Consider the following 15,616-nt stretch of genomic DNA (forward strand, 5'->3'; position numbering starts at 1 on the left):
GCAGTCAGGCAGGTTCAGGCGGCGGGCAGGTCGAAGCGGGCGCGCATGCGGTCCGCGAGGCTCGGCCCCTGGTCGGCGCCATGGGAGCGGCCCGTCCCGAGGTCGGGATTGGGCTGGGCACGCATGGCGGCCAGGAAATCGGCGCCCTCCGCCGCTGCCGGTGCCATCTTCGGCGCCTTTGCCAGCACCGCCACCGCGGCCTCGGCCGCCATGTCGGTGTCGAAGGCGAGGTGTTCCGCGAGATCCTGGCGGCCCTTGGCCTCGTCGGAGCCGAGGATGGCCTTGATGCGGACTTTGGCGGCGGTGGCACCGACCGCCTCGCCAGCCGTGCGGCCGGCCGCTTCCCCGTCGGCGCGCGCGGCGGCGACGGCGGCCTCGTGGGCCTCCGGAGTGATCATGCTGGGGTCCTCTGCGGTGGGGGTGAGTTCGGCCGCGAAGGCGGCCACGGCGTCGTCGAGCGCGCCGACGGCATCGGCGAGCCCAGTGCGGATGGCTTCGTCGGCCGCGTAGGTCAGCGCCTTCGTGGCGCGGACCGCCGTCTCCTTCAGGCTGCGGTTGCGGGCGACCGCCGCCACGAAGATGTCGTAGAGTCCGTCGATCCGGGCCTGGATCCGATCCTTGACCTCGGGCGGGAGCGGCTCGGCCGAGTTGCCGTCGACCTTGTGCTCACCTGCGAAAATGAAGGTGACCTTGAGCCCGGCCTGGGCGAGCGCGCCCGACGCATCGATATGGGCCGTGACGACGCCGATCGACCCGACCCCGCCGGTGCGCGAGACGATAATCCGGTCCGCCGCGCTCGCGATGGAGTAGGCTGCCGAGTATGCACCTTCGTGGGCGAAGGCGCGCACCGGCTTCGCCCCACGGGCGGCATACAGCACGTCCACGAGGTCGAAGTTGCCTGCCACCTCCCCGCCGGGACTGTCGCAGATCAGAGCAATGCCCCGGACCTCCGGGTCGGCCATGCCGCGCTCGAAGGCGCGCCGGATGTAGACGTAGCCCGTGACGAGCGAGCCGACCGCAAAGGAGAAGTCGTGCAGCAGCACGCCCTTGACGGGAATCTGCAGCACGCCGCCGGTCACCACGTAGGGCCGATAGGCCGCCCGCCACGACCCGGGCTCCGGCCAGAACCCATCCTCGGCCGCCGCCCCCTCTCGCACCATCTCCGGGCCGTGCTCGGCGGCCATGACGGCGGCGAGGCAGGCTTCGAAGCGGTCGCGCGCATGCGGTGCGACGAGGGCGGGCTCGCCCGCGAAGCGTGCGAGAAGAGGGTTCGACATGGCGGGGTCTCGGCGGGTGGGGCGGAGCCTCAGTCTCGGGCGTCGGCGGTCTTTCGCGGGCGTTGATCGCCCTCACCGGAGTCGGCGGCCTTGACTTCCGGCGCATGCACGTCGGGCAGGCCGAGCTCCGCGGCATATTTGCGCTCGCGCGCCCGCTGCTGAAGCACCTCCTGCCAGTCGGTGCCCTGGTCGGCGCATTCGCGCTCGAGCGTCGAGAAGCTGTTGGCAATGCGAAGGCTCGCGGCCTGCGCCTCCTTCAGCGGATCGACCCAGCCGCGACCGGGGCCGATCCAGCGCCCGGCGCAATAGGCGGCCTTGAAGTGGCGGAACGGCTTGCTCTTGAGCTTGGACGGCAGCCGCAGACGCCCGGTTTCGATCCCCTCCTCCAGCACTGCGGCGTACCAGGGAAAGAGGAAACCGCTGCCGAAGAAGCCTTGGCGTGCCGTGAAGCCCCGCCATACCTCGATCAGCGCGGCCCGGGCGCTCGAATAGTTCACCTGGCTCCAGTCGGAACTCAGCTGCTCATAGGTCGTCCCCAGCGCGGTCGCGATGTTGCGCAGGGCCACCCGCTCGAACATCTCGAAGCCCGGATTCGGCCGCTGGGCCTGAGAGAACGTGACCTTCTCGCCTGGAAACAGGAAGTTGAGCTTCACCCCCGGCAGCTGGACCGGGGCTGCATCCCAGTAGTTCAGACGCGCCGCGTTGTACTTGTCGAGATCGTCGCCCCCGCCGTTCATGGCATCAGCGAGCGCCTGGTGGTCAAACGGGCTCTCGACGAAGGCCGCGAGCAGCGCATTGAGCACTGCGGCCTGCACCTCGGCCTCGTCGTAGCGTCCGAGCATGCGCAGCTTCTTCACGATCTGCGCGAACTTCGAGACGCCCCGGTACTGATCGGCCCGCTCTGGCTCGAAGTGATGCAGCACCTTGCGGCGCCCCCACGGGGTCTCGCGCTCGATCCGCTCCCAGGCGAGCACCGAGGTCGTCGCCTTGAGGTCGCCCGGGTGACGGGTGCGGATGTGGTAGGCGATCGGCTCGCCGTAGGCGCCGAGCTCGACCCCGTCCTGCAGCGTCTCGCTGTCCATGCGGCTCGGCGGCGAGGACAGGCGGTCGGGGTCGATCAGGCGCAGTGCCGTCGCGGTCGGACCGCCGCGCTCCAGCCAGAGCAGGGTGCCGAGCGCTTCGCCGTCCCAGACGAAGTGGCGGAACGCGAGGGCGAGCAGTCCGCCGACCGTGAAGCGACGCCCCGCATCGCACCAGCAGTCCGGATCGGTGGCGTAGTCTTGCCAGTACGCCTCGAAGGTCTCGCCGAGCGTTGCGGCTTCGTCCGACTCAAGGCCAAGCGTGCGCGCGTTTGGGGTCGACGAAAGACGCCAGCCCGAGCCGATGATGGCATCGACGAGGCGCGACACCCCTCCCGAGGCCCAGCCATCGTTGCGCGCCATGTCGTGGATGCGCGCCGACAGCAGATCGCGGTCGTAGGAGATCGCGCTCTGGGCCGAGAAGTTGAAGGGCGCGAAGCGGGCGAGGTCCGTGTGGCGGCGAGAGGCCCCCTCATAGGCGGTGTCGGAGGCGACGACCCGCTGGGCCGGCGTGCCGTCCGGGCCGAGGATCTGCGGCAGTCCTGGCATCAGAACAGCACCCGGCGGGCGGGCGTGCGCGTCCCGCCGCTCCAGTCCGTCGCCGGCAGACCGAGCGCGGTCTCCAGCTGGTTGATGTAGCGGCGCAGCTCCGCGAGGCTGGCGGCGTGCCAGCGCACGGTGCCATTCCCGTCCTGCCGCGCCTCCTGCACGCCCTGGCCGGTGACGATCTGGTGATAGGCCGCGCGGGCTTCGTCGAGCATCGCCTGCGTGACCATGGGATCACCTTCGGTTGAGGGCGGCGAGAGCGGCGATGCCGCGTTTCGCGGGCGGTGGTGACGACGGGTCGGCAGTTGAGGGCTTCGCGAGTCCGAACAGGCGCGGTGTGGCCCTCGCGGTGGCTGGACCGGCCGGCGCCTCCGGCTGGGCATGCGTCGCTGCCTGATCCGTGAACAGGTCGGGCTCCGGCAGCAGGATCGCCCGCTCCCGCCAGAGCTGTGCCCACCGCTCCGGCGTGTAGGAATCGACCCCGAGGCCGAAGGCGAGCGCGCGAGCGCCGACGACGATGTCGAGCGCCTCGTTGGCCTGCCCTGCCTTCTTCATCCACACCCGCTGGTCGCCCGAGCGTTGATGCAGGCTGCGGCGGGCCTTGCCCTTGGCCTCCTCGCGCGGGTCGACCAGGATCTCGGCGGTGAGCTGCTTGCACTGCGCCTCATCCACGAGATCGGCGCACAGGTGCAGCGTCTCGGGTCGCCAGCGCCCGCTCGCGTCACGGCCCGCAACGAGGTTGGCGAGGCCTTGGTAGATCCGACCTTTCAGGCCGAAATTGCCGATGTGGTGCAACTCGACCGCCCCAATGTCGCGTCCGAACTTGTCGCGGATCTTCACCACCGTAGCGGTGATCGGGATCGCGTCCGACTTGTTGGCCCCCTTGCAGGCCTTCAGGCGATGCGAGCGCCCGCGGATGCGCAGGTACAGGTCCGGGCCGTGAAAGCCGGTGTCGATGCCCACGACGTCGATCGGGATCTCCGCGCCGCCCTGTGTCGGATAGGTGCGCGCCAGAAGTTCGTCGACCGCGACCCACGCCTCATCCACCTCGGAGGGGTACGGGATCACGCCCCGGTCGATGAGCCATCCTTCGAGCCGCGGCCCCCAGGCCCACACACCCCATTCGAGGCGGTTGCCCTGCACGTCGATGAAGGCCGTGAGCACGGCCGCGGGATAGGGCACCACGCGCGGCGCGAATGCCTCGCGGGCCGCGAACAGCGCCTCCCAGGCGGGTGCGTCCGATTTCGCCTCGTAGGCCTCCCCGAGGTCCTGCTGGACATGGCTCTTGAGCAGGATCGGAGAGGCTGCCGCCTTGTCACCGCGGCGCCAGATGTCGGTCCAGGATTCGAGCGGCGAGTAGGCGGCCCAGATCGCATAGCTCGGCTGCCGCTCCCGAACTCGACCGGTACAGGGCGGGCACAGCCATTGGGCAAGCTCTGCCGCCGGGATGACCTCCGGAACCGGTCGTGCGCCGGCCGGCACCCAGGTCGGGATCCACTCCGCCCTGGCCAGCATCTCGGCCCGGTCGACCTGGTCAATGAGCTGGCCGCAGGACTGGCACGCGAAGGTCGCTCGCCACCCGGTCGCCTCGGACGGCGCCTGCAGGTTCGCGGGCGTCAGCACCTGGAAGTCGCCGCAGTGCGGACAGGGCACGTAGCGGCGGCGACGGTCCCCTGCCTCGAACAGATCCGAGATGCGGCAGAAGCCGGCAAGCCCCGGTGTGGAGCAGTTCAACTCCTTGGCGAGGCCGAGCCCCGAGAAGGTCTTGAGGCGCGCCCGCGACTGCTCGACGGGATCGCCGCGCCCGTCGGTGTCGAACGGGTACTCCGAGATCTCGTCGCGCGCCATGTAGCGGATCGACACCATCTGCAGCCCCTTCGACGATGAGGCCGTGACGATCTGGTTGAAGCCGCCCGAGAAGCGCTTGAAGGAAGTCGTCGATGCCGCCTCATCGCGGGAGTTCTCCGGCCGCACCCGGTGCCGAATGCGAGGGCTCGCATCGATGGTCGGCTGCAGCTTGACCCGGTTGAACTTCACCGCCTCGTCGAGCGACGGCAGCATCGTCATCATCGGCCCGGGCGCCCGGTCGACGATGTAGCCGAACCAGTTGACGATAATCTCGGACTTGCCGACCTGGGCCGAACACTTGAGCGTGATGGTGGCCGCCGGGTGATCCGGGTGCAGGCAGTCCATCGGCTCGCGCAGATGCGGCATCCGGTCCGTGCGCCAGGGCCCCGGGAAGGGCGAGCCCGATTCCGCGGCGACGATGCGGTAGCGGTCGGCCCACTCCGAAACGGTCAGTTCCTCCACCGGCTCGCAAGCCTCGGCCAGTGCCGCGAACAGGATGCTGCGCCCGGTGGCGTGGCGGGGCTCCTCGGCCAGGATGGATGTGGTCATCGGGCGTGTCAGGCAGCGTCGGCGCGCGCGGCCTCACTCTCCCCAGCCTCCAGGGCCGTCGTGAGTGTGCGCCGGAACGCATCGAGTGCCGCCTCCTTCAGCTTGCGCAGATGGGGGCGGATGGTGCGCGGGTCGTGGCTGGGCTGGGCCGCCAGCCGCTCCGCACAATCGGCGACGGCGAGGTCGAAGGCGGCGCTGAGCGCTGTCATGGCCTCGCGTGCCGCCTCCGCGACCTGGGCCGTGGAGGTGAGTTGGTTGCGGGCCTTGGCGAGCTCGATCTCCCGCAGGGCCGCATCCGCCTCCTCCTTGCGCGCCTTGGCAGCGGCGTTTCGGCGGGGCTCCTCGTAACTCCGCGCCGGAGTGGCGCCGGCCGGTAGGTTGATGTTCTCGGCCCGGTGCCGGACGAAGGCGCTGTAGGAGACCAGGGTGTCGCGCCCCTGGCTCACCGGATTGAGGGCGTCGGCGTAGCGCGTGACGTAGCGCGAGAGCGTCGACCGGTTGATCGTGACGCCATCCGCGGTCAATCGCCGATGCAACTCGCTGATCGAGACCAGATCTGTGCAATCTGTGCTCATATCTGTGCAGTCTTGTGCATCGGTTTGAGAACCGACCTACTAGAAAAATCCCGGATGCTTGGCGCCCGCGAGACCCGCCGCCCGGGGAAGGACCCAAGGGCAGCCCCTACGGCAGCAGGCGGGCGAGCCGCTTGAGGACGGCCGCCTCGACCAGCCCCGGCGCCGTCGCTTCGAAGTGCGCCGCGACCCGATCCTTGATGATCTCTTTGGGGATCGCCGGGCCGTAGAGAGCGCGGATCGGAAACCGCTCCGGGCCGAGGCGGGCGCGCAGCAGGCCCTTGGCGCTCGTCTTGAACGAGCGGGCGAAGGTGTGGGCGACGCCCCAAGGCTGCGCCGTCACGGGTGAGCGCGCCGCCGCGCGCACCGGAAACTCCTTGATCGGCAGACCCTTGCCGGTGCCGTCGATCGCGTATTCGAGGTGACCCGGATAGGCGCGGCGGGTCTTGGTGCGGCTGACGATCGTGCCGTAGCGCAGGACGTTGGTCTGCTCGCGCAGGTCGCGCCGCACGGGCGTGCGGGTCTTGTCGCCACCCTCGTTGAGCCCTTCGGCCATCGCCCGCTGCGCCTTGGCCGGGAGTGTGCCGATGGCCGTTGCGAAACCGGAGAGGCCCGCGCCGACCGAGACCGTGAGGCTCATGGCGCTACATCTCCGCATTCCCCAACGAAAAACCCCGGCGGGGTGCGCCGGGGTTCGTCTAGTCCCTTCTGAGGGTAGCCGGAGGATCACCAAATCCCAGCCGCGCTGTCAATCTCCCCTCAGGCGGAGGCATAAGTCACGTGATGGACAGGAGAATTGTGCCTTGGCGCCCGCCCGCGCGGACGCGGCGGCGGTGCACGAAGCGGTGCGACGACCATCAATCGGCTGTGGATAACGCGGCGCTTGGGCCGATCCCCCGTCTCCCACGGGCGAATGGGCCGGTCGCAGGGCTCCAGAGCGTAGCCAGTCAGGTGGTCCCGCAGATCCTCGCACAGCAGGTCGAGGGCCGAGCGCCAGAGCTCGTACTGGCCGCGCCCCACGATGGTGTCGACGGGGCACGGATCGAGGTACGGTTTCTGGTAGGCGTCCGGGAGCGGGTAGCCCCGCTTGCCCATGCCGTTGACCTCGATCTCATACGGCCCGGCCTCCCCCATAATCGTTTCCCGCCGAAACCACGCCGGCTTGCCGTTGGCGCCGAGCACGAGCCGCACCACCGGCTTGTCGCCCTCCCAGATCGGGCAGCCGCCGAGGAGCGCATAGCGGCGCACCAGCGCGGCCGGCGTGTGAGCGGCGCGCAGCCTGCGGGCGCCCTCCGCATCGATGTGGGTCAGGGCTGCGACCCCCTGCCCAACCGCTGCCGTTCCGAGCGCGCCGAGGTCGCCGAGATCCCGGATCGGGTTCCAGCCCTCCGGCAGGTCGAAGGTGCAGGCATCGAGCGCCTGGACGGCCTCCGCCGCCAGGATCGCGTCCGGATGGGCATCGTCGCGGGCGTAGCGGTCAGGCACGACCCCATAGCGGTTCTCGGTCGCGTCGACCCGCGTGCCGAGTGTGCCGACCTGGAGCACGCCGCCCCAAGGTCCGCCGTAGCCGGCCGGCCCCTCCAGAGCGCCCTCCGCCTGCACCTTCGGGAGTTCGTCCCGATAGGCCCAGCGCAGGAAGTCTTCGATCCCGATCCGCTTCCGCATGACGCAACCCTTCACGATGAGAGGATCCGAGAGGCAGGGAGTGCGACCGTTCCCCTGTCGAAATCTCGCATGGACGCCTTAACGGGTTGATACGGAAAGGTTTTTCGTTGTGGCGGCGGCCATTCGGGCGCGACGCGTCGCTGGCTGTCCCACCTGTCCTACCTTCTTCTTCTTCAGAAAAAAAGTAGGACATGTCTAACCCGTTGATTTCATTGGCAGTGTCCTACCTGTCCTACCTGTCCTACCTGTCCTACCTGCTCCTCCCGTGAGTCGGATTTTTCGTCCGCCACCGGATCGGATCCGCGGGAGACCGGGGAGGAAGGGGGGATCGCGCGCGTGCGCGCGTGTGGGGCAAAAAGGTAGGACAGGTGGGACAGGTAGGACAGACCCTTTGTTTTCAAGGGCTTAGCTCTGTCCCACCTCGCCAGCTGTCCCACCTCAAGGTAGGACACGAGGTTGTTGGCCCCCTTCCTTCCCGATCTCTCACGGCTCCGAATCGCGGTCCCAGGCCACGGCCTGGTTGATCTCGCGCTCGAAGACCTCGCGGCACTCATTCAGGGGCGGGAGCAGGTAGCACCACAGCCGCCGGCTCTCCATGTGGCCCACGGAGACGCTCAGGCGCTGGCGCTTCAGGTCCGGGATGAGGCGGCGCATCTTGATGCCGAAGGCGGTCATCTCGGATTTGCGCCGCACGCCGATCTTGTCGGCGCTGGCGATGTAGTCGTCGAACAGATCATCGACAGGGACGTCGTGCTTCCAGAATTCCAGCTTCGTGGTGGGGGCGCCGGCCGCGAGCCGCTCGAACCACCAGGACTCGACGGTGTCGAGGGAGCGCAGCTTCTGCTCCAGGAGCGCCTCGGTGCGCGGAATCTGACGCAGGTTCACCTTCGACAGGTCAACCTGCAGCAGGTCATGCAGCAACGCTTCCCGCCCCCCGTCGTCCAGCTCGCGGTACATCTCGCCGAAGTACTCGGCGTTCTGAGCGCAGGCCGAGCCGACGTCGATGACGCAGAAGCGCCGCTCATCCTTACCCGCCGGGATCACCCAATCCTCGTTCGAGGTGATGAGGAGGCGCACGTAGTTCTTGAGCCGGATCGGATCGACGCCCTTGGCCTCGATCATCTGCGTCTCGGCCGTCACAAGGCCCTTGAGGCGGCCTTCCGCCGCCTTGTCGCCGGCCCAGAAGCCTTCGTCAGCCTGCAGCAGCAGGCAACTCGCCATGTGGGCGTTGAATTGCCCTACGAGGTAGCGGGGGTCGTCGACCAGGAAGAAGTGGCTCGCGATCAGCGAGCCGAAGACGTCGCCGACGACGATCTTGCCGCGGAACACGAGTGCGGTGCCGATGCGCTCGCGCGGGCGCTGCATGATGTGGGCAAACCACCCGAACACCCAGTCGAAAAGCGGCTTCGAGCCGCCGCAGACATTGGTGAGGAGATGATCGCGAAAAATAGCGTAGCCGTTTGGCTTCGCGCGCGGCGTGGCCGCGAAGCCCTGCCAGAGGTTGAAGTAGCCGGGCGTGTTGGCGGCGTTGTCCGGATCAGGGAAGAACTCGATGCCGCGATACTGTCGGCGCTCGCGACTGACCAACCACCGCGCGGCCCAAGTCGTGCGCTTGATCTTGCCGTCTTTGTCGAGGAATTCGGTCGGGCGGTTGAGAAACCATGCTCGGAAGGCGTCGAGGGTGAGGAGCTTGACCCGATCCTCGATCGGGCCGCCCTCCTGCTGCTGCATGATGACGGCCTTCGAGCCCATCAGCACCAGCGCATAAGAGCGGTTCATCTCGTCGACGTCGAAGCCAAGCAGACGCGGCTGGGGCGGGTCGTCGCCGTCGTCATCGGGCAGAATCTCGCTGTCCCCGTCATCGCTCTCGTCGAAGGGCGCCTGCAGGGCGTGGATGGCCTCCGGCTCGCCGAAGGCGGGGGTGGTGAAGGCCTGAGCGATACGCTCGGCAGGATCGTCGGACACGGCTCTACTCGGCGGCAGGACAACGAAGGCGACGAGACGGGACGCGGCGGGCCGATGACCCCCTACGCTCCGGTCTCTCTCGACGTGCGAATTCGGGCGCGACGGCGGGCGCGGTTCCGCCGCGGCGCAGGCGGATCGGATGCGCAAGAATATCTCTTGGTTTTGCGATATCTCTTGCATTATCGCTATAAATGGCGATAATGCCCCCATGAAGGCGATCACCTACACCCCCGCGGCCCGCAAGAGCCTCGCCAAGCTGCCGGAGGCGGTGCGGGATCAGCTCCGCGCCAAGCTGCGGCGCTACGCCGAGACGGGCGCGGGCGACGTCAAGGCGCTCTCCGGCCGGTCGGGCCGGCGCCTGCGCAGCGGAGACTACCGGGTGATCTTCGAGGAGACCGATGACGCGATCGAGGTTGTCGCCCTCGGCCATCGACGCGACATCTACGAGTGAGGGAGGGACCGGATGACGATCCAGATCATCACCACCGAGGGCGGCGAGGAGTTCGTGGTGCTCCCGCGCCGCGCCTACGAGGCGCTGCGGGCCGAAGCCGACGCGCTGCGCGCCCGGCTCGGGGACGAGGCGGCGGAGGACCGCATGACGGCCCGGATCCTCGACGCGCACGCGGCCGACAAGGCGGCGGGCCGCGCCGTGCTGCTGCCGGAGTGGCTGGTCGACGCGACCCTGGACGGCACATCCCCGCTGCGGGCCATCCGCAAGCACAAGGGCCTCACGCAGCAGCAGCTCCAGGACGCGACGGGCTTGCCGCAGAGCTACATCAGCGAGATCGAGAGCAGCACCAAGCGCGCGAGCGCCGAGGCGAAGGCCAAGCTCGCGCAGGCCCTCGGCTGCGATGTGGCCTGGTTGGAGGAGATCAACTGACATTCCGGGCGGTCACGTGCAGGCCGGCGCGAAGGTGCGCTCGGCGCCATCGCCGGGTGCGCGGGCTACGCATGACGCCCCTCCGGCATCTGGCTGAACAGGTCTCCCGTGCGGCGGCAAGGTCGCGCACGGCGTGGCGGAGGCGGGCCATTGTCGTGAGCCGTGCAGACCGGCTGCCCATCCTCGCCATACTGCCACTGGCGCGGATAGCCGCGCTCGGCGATGTCGTGAGCCATGGCCCGCAAGGGGATCTGGCAGCGCGAGCGCTTGTGGCAGTCCGAGCACCAAGTGGCGGCGAAGATGTCGCCCTCGGTGCCGTTGCTGGGCCGGTAGGGCTCGCCTGCATGATCAGAGAGGCGCGAGGCGTGCTCGGGCGGATAGATGGCGCGTAAAAGCTGAGCCACGATCACACCCCCACCGTTGCCCCGCCGCGCCCGGCAGCGAGGTCGAGCCAATCCGCCATCACCGCCGCCGGCATCCGCCAGACGGCAGCGACCAGCAGCTCGATGGCCGCGGCAGCGATGCTGATGAGATCGAAGAGGGAGAGGCGGTCAGGCATGCTCCGCCTCCGCCTGCTTGGCGTCTTCGGCCTGGGTGCAGGCTGGGCACAGATGTTCGAGGCCTGAGCCTTCACCAGCGACCGAGCAGCTGTCGACGGTCACGGTCTGCCGCGGCGCGAGGTGGATCTCCCCGCCGCGCACCGCGTCGGTGGCGAGGTCCATCAGATCCCAGCCTTCGGGGATCGCATCGCCGGTCTCCATGCGGACCTTGAAGTCCTTCCGGCAGCGGTCGCACTCGACGTGCGCGATCACGTTCTTGATGGTCACGGCATCACGCTCCTGTGGATGAGGGATCGGGGCGCCCTGAGGGCGGGGTGAGGCGGGAGAGGGCGGCGGTCACGGCCTCACACCACCAATGAGCAGTAGGTCGCTAGCCAAGGTGGAGGTAAGTTTATCAGCGGGCCAGGGCCAGACACATGCAGCCTTTGACCAAGACTCGAAGCCAGATAGAGAAAGCGATCATCCACATTGTCCGTAACGTTCCGGGCAGCGAAAACATAAGATATTTTCGACTTATTGCGTCCACCGAATGTAATGAAGATCCTGGTGTCATTCTGTGTTTCGAGAATGGCGACGAGGCGGATTATCAGCTTCTTATTGGGGCGATCCACCAGCTGGCACTCACAATGTTCCAGGTTTACGATGTGAAAGACGACTAGGCTCGCGCCGTCTGCGAACAGGTCCGTGAGGCGGGCGGAGGTCATGGCCGCACCTCGAAGAGCTGCGCCTGAGCGAGCACGCTGCCGAAGGCGGAGAGGCGGGCAGCCGCACGCGGGTTGATCCACAGCACCTCAGTGCGCGCCCGGGCGCCGTCGGCGTGGGCGGCCCGCTCGACCCGGGTCCAGCCCGGCAGCGCCGCGTCGTAGACCGGCGACGGGTAGCCGGAGAGCACCACCATACCCCTGAGACCGCGCAGCGCGTCGAGGAGACGCGCGTGGTCCGCGGCCGTCAGCTCGTGACGCTAGACGTGAAACTTGCCGCCGGCTCGCCGCGACTTCTGGGACCTGGTCTCCGGCAGGTACGGTGGGTCGACGTAGTGCAGGCTCTCGGGGCTGTCGTGCTGGGCCAGGACCTCGACTGCGTCGCGGTTCTCGATCACCACGCCACGCAGCCGCTCCACTGCGAGGCAGAGCGCGTCGGGAAGCCCGGCCCAATCCTGCGCCGGCGTGGTGCCGGAGCGATGAGCGTTCGCCCTGAAGCCGGTGGTGACGTCCCGGTTGAAGCCGTCCGAGCCGAAGCCCATGAACGAGCGCACGATGAGCCGCCGGGCCTCCTCGACCGGATCCGCCGCAACCTCATAGGCCCAATCGAATTCGGCCCGGGCGAAGGGCGTCATCCGGAGGGCCGCGATCAGGTCCGGCGCGCGGTCCGAGCGCAGCACCCGGAACAGGTTGACCACGTCGTCGTCGAGGTCGTTGTAGATCTCGGCGTAGGACCTCGGCTTACGCAGCAGGACGCTGGCCGCTCCGCCGAACGCCTCGGTGTAGAGGCGGTGGGGGGCGAAGTGCCGGACGATCCAGGGGGCGAGGCGCCACTTGCCGCCGTGCCAGCGCAGGACGGGACGCGGCGGCTCGGGCGTGGGCGCGAGGGCGGCGGAGGTCATGGGGACACCGCCGCATTTTCTGTTGCGGACAGAAGCTTGGCTGCGCGAGAAGTCAGCGCATGAACTGGCGTGTCTCGCTCTTCACCGTCGCTCTGTTCGCCTTCGTGATTGCCTGGGGCTGGGCGACGTCCAGCACAGGGCTGTGTGACCTGCAGGTCGCACGGGTCGCTTCGACTACATGCCCAATCGAGGATGCGGATAAAGATAAGGTGGCGTGCGCCAAAGATGGAGCCACAAGCTGCACTGAATTCTGGATTAATCGCTACCAGAGCTCCATTGCTGCATTTGTTGCAGTGTTGGCCGCTATCTTGGCATGGGTCGGCGTTCAGCAGCAAGTAGACGCAGCTCGCCAGCAGGTTGACATCGCAAGTCGTCAGTTTGCTGCAAGTGCACTTGCCCCGCTTCAACAGCGGGCACAATCTTTGCGCGCCTTGCTTTCTGCCATGAGCGATGCTTTTCATAATGTAGAGAGAGCCACCAACAGAGTACGACAAGCGGTTTTGGTCATAGATGTTTTCGTTGACACAAGCGCATACGGCCTCGATGGCAAAATCAGTGCTGAAATAGATATGCTGCAAAACCATAATAAACAATTTGCTCAGTATATCGAGCACTACCAGAACTCCGTACTGGATCTGGGCCTTCTTATGGAACAGCAGGTATTCGAAAGTTCGATAAAAGACGAAACCGAAAATAATCTCAAAAACCTTGCGAACTACCTGGACACTCTCAAAAAAACTGCAGACGTCTTTCACTTTCTGGAAATTTTGCGCGAGAAGAGAGATGATACCGATGTTAGAGAATTTTGGAAAAAACAATACAACATCAAACAAATTATGCGAGAAGTCCAATGTCCAAAGCCAGACTACCGACTTATTTCGGCTGGAATATGTAATATAGATCGAGCGATTGATCGCACATTGAAGATGACCAAGGTCTAAAATAACATAGCTCGTGTTCTGCCCGACGCCCATCAAGTGGAGGTCGAGCCAGACCGTGCCGTCCCGGTCGCGGATCGGCGTCAGGGTGTAGATCTCAATGCGGTAAGGGACGGCGGAGACGACCATCAGTGCAGCCCTCCGGCGGCGGGCTGGTCGGCGACGCCAATGGGTGACCGGCGCTCTCGCTCTTTCCGAGCGATCGTCGCCGAGATCGCGCAGCAGGCACCGCTCATGAAGGCGAGGAAGATCACCCAAGGCGATCCGGCCCAGCATGACTGGATAAGGCCAAGCACGCAGGCTGATCCGTTGAGGGCCAGCGATGCGACCGTGCTGATATCGGCCATCAGCGGGCGCCCTCCCCGTCCAGTACCGCGGCAAGCGCCGCCTCCCGTCCGATGCAGCGTTCGAGGACGGCGACGATCGCCTCCGCCTTGGCGTGGTCCACCCGCGCCTTGGCCACGAAGCTCGCGATGCAGTGCGGGGTGGCGTGATCGAGGGTCGGATCGTTGCGGGTGGCGCGATCCTCGAAGCGGCCGGAGGCGAGATCCTCGGCGTGCTCGAGCGTGATCTTGGCGCGGCGAAGCACGTCGAGGGCGTGGGCGTAGAGCTGGGCCAGGGTGAAGCCGCCGAGGGCATCGGCGAGATCGCGGCGCGGGGCGATCCGGATCGGGGCCGGCTCTGGCCCCACGGGGAGCACGGCCTCGGCGCCCGCCCGGCGCATCCGCGCCTCGTCGATCGCCTGCCGCGCCAGCGGACCAAGGCCCGGCAGCACGGCGGAAAAGGCGGGCGCCGGCGCGGTCGCGCGCGTCCCCTCGCCTGCCCCAGGCCGCGGCCCCGCCCGACGGACCGCAACGCCGCACCCGACCGGGGCCGGCAGCCGGTCGAGCGCCAGGGTGGTGGGGACGGGCGGGGCGAACAGGGCCATCAGGCGGCGCTCCTCAGCATGTCGTTGAAGTCCTGGCCCGGATCGGCAGGGGCGATGCCGATGGTCAGGCCGGGGCGGGCGTAGCGGCGGGCGGCCCGCTCCATGGCGAGGCGTGTGGCGAAGGGGTCGGAATCGCCGTCCTGGCAGAGCCAGAGCTCGGTGACGGTGGGAGGGATCGGGATCGCGGGACCGGGATCGTCGGCCGGGATGCCGTTCCCGACGCGGACCGGCCGGGTGCGGCCGCGGCGGTCGGTGAGCGTCTGGGTGGGATGGGGCACGGTGTCGGCGGCGCGCCCCGCGATGTTGCCGAGGCTGACGCCACCCCAGAACGCACAGCCCTCGACGAAGGCGGGCCGGTGCACCCGCAGCGCGCCCCATGCGGACAACACGGTCTCGTTGCCCTCGCCGAGCACGAGGCGCACCGGGTCGGGCACGCGCACGAGCTCGATGCGTCCGCCGCCGATCGAACCGCGGGCCTTGCGCGCGGGTACGCACTCGCCGGTCTTCGGGTCGGCGAGCCGGAGCTTGCCGTCCGGGGCCGTGAGGTCGATCCAGGTGGCGTGCAGCCCGGTGAACCGCCCCTCCGGCGAGAGGATCGCGGCGAGCAGCGCGGGACCTACGTGGATCACCTCGGCCCGCCGGCCGCCATGCGCATAGAGCGGATGATGCGGAGCGCAGCGCAGGTGGGCGCTGGGCGGGGCCGCGACGCGGCGCAGGGCGAGGTAGGCTTCGGCCGGCGAGCCTGCGACAGGGCCGGCCGCGCGCCAGAGCTGGTAGAGGCGCCGCCGCTCGGCCTCGCGGAAGCGGGCGGAGGCCTCGGCCTCCGCCTTGGCTTTCGCAGCGGCTTCGGCTTCGCGCGCCGCCTTGGCCGCCCGGCGGGCCGTGGCCTCTTCTGCCGTCTCGGGCTCGTGGCCGGGTGCGGAGCGGCCCGTCAGAATCGCGCAGGCTGCCAGGAAGTCGCAGCCCTCGACGTGCTGGACGAGGGCGATGATGTCGCCGCCGATCGGTGAGCCGCCGCCCTGACGGCAGGACCAGAGCTTTTTGCTGACATTGATCCCGAAACGGTCGCGGCCGCCGCAGCCGGGGCATGGGCCCGTCCACTCGGTGGTCGAGCGGTGCAGGCGGGGCGAACGCGCGCGGGCGTAGGCCACGAGGTCAACGCCCCGCGCCTCCTCCACCCACGCATCGAACGCCGCCGTGCGCATC

General features: G+C 68.1%; 20 protein-coding genes. 2 read left to right on the forward strand and 18 right to left on the reverse strand.

All coding sequences use genetic code 11. From position 1 onward, the window contains the following. Positions 1 to 14: 14 nt before the first annotated feature. The 8 genes from MNOD_RS02885 to MNOD_RS02920 all read right to left on the reverse strand — a co-directional run bounded on the left by MNOD_RS02885 (position 15) and on the right by MNOD_RS02920 (position 9,501). A complete protein-coding gene (locus MNOD_RS02885; RefSeq protein ID WP_015927341.1) occupies positions 15 to 1,277 on the reverse strand; it encodes a S49 family peptidase in 1,263 nt (420 codons plus the stop codon). A 29-nt stretch (positions 1,278 to 1,306) separates the two neighbouring features. Beyond that, positions 1,307 to 2,905 (reverse strand): phage portal protein, encoded by a 1,599-nt coding sequence (locus MNOD_RS02890; protein ID WP_015927342.1) that lies wholly within the window; start codon positions 2,903 to 2,905, stop codon positions 1,307 to 1,309. Beyond that, positions 2,905 to 3,132, reverse strand: coding sequence for a gpW family head-tail joining protein (gene gpW, locus MNOD_RS47880; protein ID WP_015927343.1), 228 nt, complete (start codon positions 3,130 to 3,132; stop codon positions 2,905 to 2,907). Before gpW ends, MNOD_RS02890 begins: the two co-directional genes overlap by 1 nt. A 4-nt stretch (positions 3,133 to 3,136) precedes the next feature. Beyond that, entirely contained in the window at positions 3,137 to 5,299 is a 2,163-nt protein-coding gene (locus tag MNOD_RS02900; protein ID WP_015927344.1) for a phage terminase large subunit family protein, read from the reverse strand. A gap of 8 nt (positions 5,300 to 5,307) precedes the next feature. Continuing rightward, on the reverse strand, positions 5,308 to 5,874 hold the full coding sequence (locus MNOD_RS02905; protein WP_015927345.1) for a hypothetical protein: 567 nt from the start codon (positions 5,872 to 5,874) through the stop codon (positions 5,308 to 5,310). Between the two features lie 106 nt (positions 5,875 to 5,980). Next, positions 5,981 to 6,511: a hypothetical protein gene (locus MNOD_RS02910; RefSeq protein ID WP_015927346.1), complete on the reverse strand. Its 531-nt coding sequence runs from the start codon at positions 6,509 to 6,511 to the stop codon at positions 5,981 to 5,983. A 119-nt stretch (positions 6,512 to 6,630) separates the two neighbouring features. Then, a complete protein-coding gene (locus tag MNOD_RS02915) occupies positions 6,631 to 7,536 on the reverse strand; it encodes a hypothetical protein (RefSeq protein ID WP_015927347.1) in 906 nt (301 codons plus the stop codon). 483 nt (positions 7,537 to 8,019) lie between these two features. Then, positions 8,020 to 9,501 (reverse strand): primase-helicase family protein, encoded by a 1,482-nt coding sequence (locus tag MNOD_RS02920; RefSeq protein WP_015927348.1) that lies wholly within the window; start codon positions 9,499 to 9,501, stop codon positions 8,020 to 8,022. A 208-nt stretch (positions 9,502 to 9,709) separates the two neighbouring features. Between MNOD_RS02920 and MNOD_RS02925 the strand changes: the two genes are divergently transcribed. Next, positions 9,710 to 9,952, forward strand: a complete 243-nt coding sequence (locus MNOD_RS02925) for a type II toxin-antitoxin system RelE family toxin (protein WP_043747924.1) — start codon at positions 9,710 to 9,712, stop codon at positions 9,950 to 9,952. A gap of 12 nt (positions 9,953 to 9,964) precedes the next feature. Continuing rightward, positions 9,965 to 10,381, forward strand: a complete 417-nt coding sequence (locus MNOD_RS02930; RefSeq protein ID WP_015927350.1) for a helix-turn-helix domain-containing protein — start codon at positions 9,965 to 9,967, stop codon at positions 10,379 to 10,381. Positions 10,382 to 10,446: 65 nt separating this feature from the next. On the opposite strand, the gene MNOD_RS02935 is transcribed toward MNOD_RS02930, so the two are convergent. The 10 genes from MNOD_RS02935 to MNOD_RS02965 form a co-directional block, all read right to left on the reverse strand. Continuing rightward, positions 10,447 to 10,791 carry a hypothetical protein gene (locus MNOD_RS02935; RefSeq protein ID WP_015927351.1) on the reverse strand — a complete coding sequence of 115 codons (345 nt, stop codon included), beginning with the start codon at positions 10,789 to 10,791 and terminating at the stop codon, positions 10,447 to 10,449. After that, complete coding sequence (locus MNOD_RS47885; protein ID WP_015927352.1) at positions 10,788 to 10,940, reverse strand: hypothetical protein; 153 nt, start codon at positions 10,938 to 10,940, stop codon at positions 10,788 to 10,790. The genes MNOD_RS02935 and MNOD_RS47885 overlap by 4 nt, the downstream gene beginning before the upstream one ends. After that, entirely contained in the window at positions 10,933 to 11,208 is a 276-nt protein-coding gene (locus tag MNOD_RS02940; protein ID WP_015927353.1) for a hypothetical protein, read from the reverse strand. Before MNOD_RS02940 ends, MNOD_RS47885 begins: the two co-directional genes overlap by 8 nt. A gap of 77 nt (positions 11,209 to 11,285) precedes the next feature. Further along, the gene (locus MNOD_RS42620) at positions 11,286 to 11,645 is read right to left on the reverse strand and encodes a hypothetical protein (RefSeq protein ID WP_015927354.1); all 360 of its coding nucleotides are present in this window, start codon (positions 11,643 to 11,645) and stop codon (positions 11,286 to 11,288) included. Then, positions 11,642 to 11,839, reverse strand: coding sequence for a hypothetical protein (locus MNOD_RS48720; RefSeq protein WP_244424650.1), 198 nt, complete (start codon positions 11,837 to 11,839; stop codon positions 11,642 to 11,644). Before MNOD_RS48720 ends, MNOD_RS42620 begins: the two co-directional genes overlap by 4 nt. A 63-nt stretch (positions 11,840 to 11,902) precedes the next feature. Continuing rightward, entirely contained in the window at positions 11,903 to 12,544 is a 642-nt protein-coding gene (locus tag MNOD_RS02950; protein ID WP_244424651.1) for a DNA adenine methylase, read from the reverse strand. Beyond that, complete coding sequence (locus MNOD_RS46005) at positions 12,541 to 13,611, reverse strand: hypothetical protein (RefSeq protein WP_015927355.1); 1,071 nt, start codon at positions 13,609 to 13,611, stop codon at positions 12,541 to 12,543. Before MNOD_RS46005 ends, MNOD_RS02950 begins: the two co-directional genes overlap by 4 nt. Then, the gene (locus MNOD_RS02955) at positions 13,611 to 13,829 is read right to left on the reverse strand and encodes a hypothetical protein (RefSeq protein WP_015927356.1); all 219 of its coding nucleotides are present in this window, start codon (positions 13,827 to 13,829) and stop codon (positions 13,611 to 13,613) included. The genes MNOD_RS46005 and MNOD_RS02955 overlap by 1 nt, the downstream gene beginning before the upstream one ends. Then, positions 13,829 to 14,410 carry a hypothetical protein gene (locus MNOD_RS02960; RefSeq protein ID WP_015927357.1) on the reverse strand — a complete coding sequence of 194 codons (582 nt, stop codon included), beginning with the start codon at positions 14,408 to 14,410 and terminating at the stop codon, positions 13,829 to 13,831. Before MNOD_RS02960 ends, MNOD_RS02955 begins: the two co-directional genes overlap by 1 nt. After that, complete coding sequence (locus MNOD_RS02965) at positions 14,410 to 15,615, reverse strand: DUF7146 domain-containing protein (protein WP_015927358.1); 1,206 nt, start codon at positions 15,613 to 15,615, stop codon at positions 14,410 to 14,412. Before MNOD_RS02965 ends, MNOD_RS02960 begins: the two co-directional genes overlap by 1 nt. Position 15,616: the final 1 nt, after the last annotated feature.

Origin of the sequence: Methylobacterium nodulans ORS 2060, from assembly GCF_000022085.1 — a bacterium.
GTDB lineage: Bacteria > Pseudomonadota > Alphaproteobacteria > Rhizobiales > Beijerinckiaceae > Methylobacterium > Methylobacterium nodulans.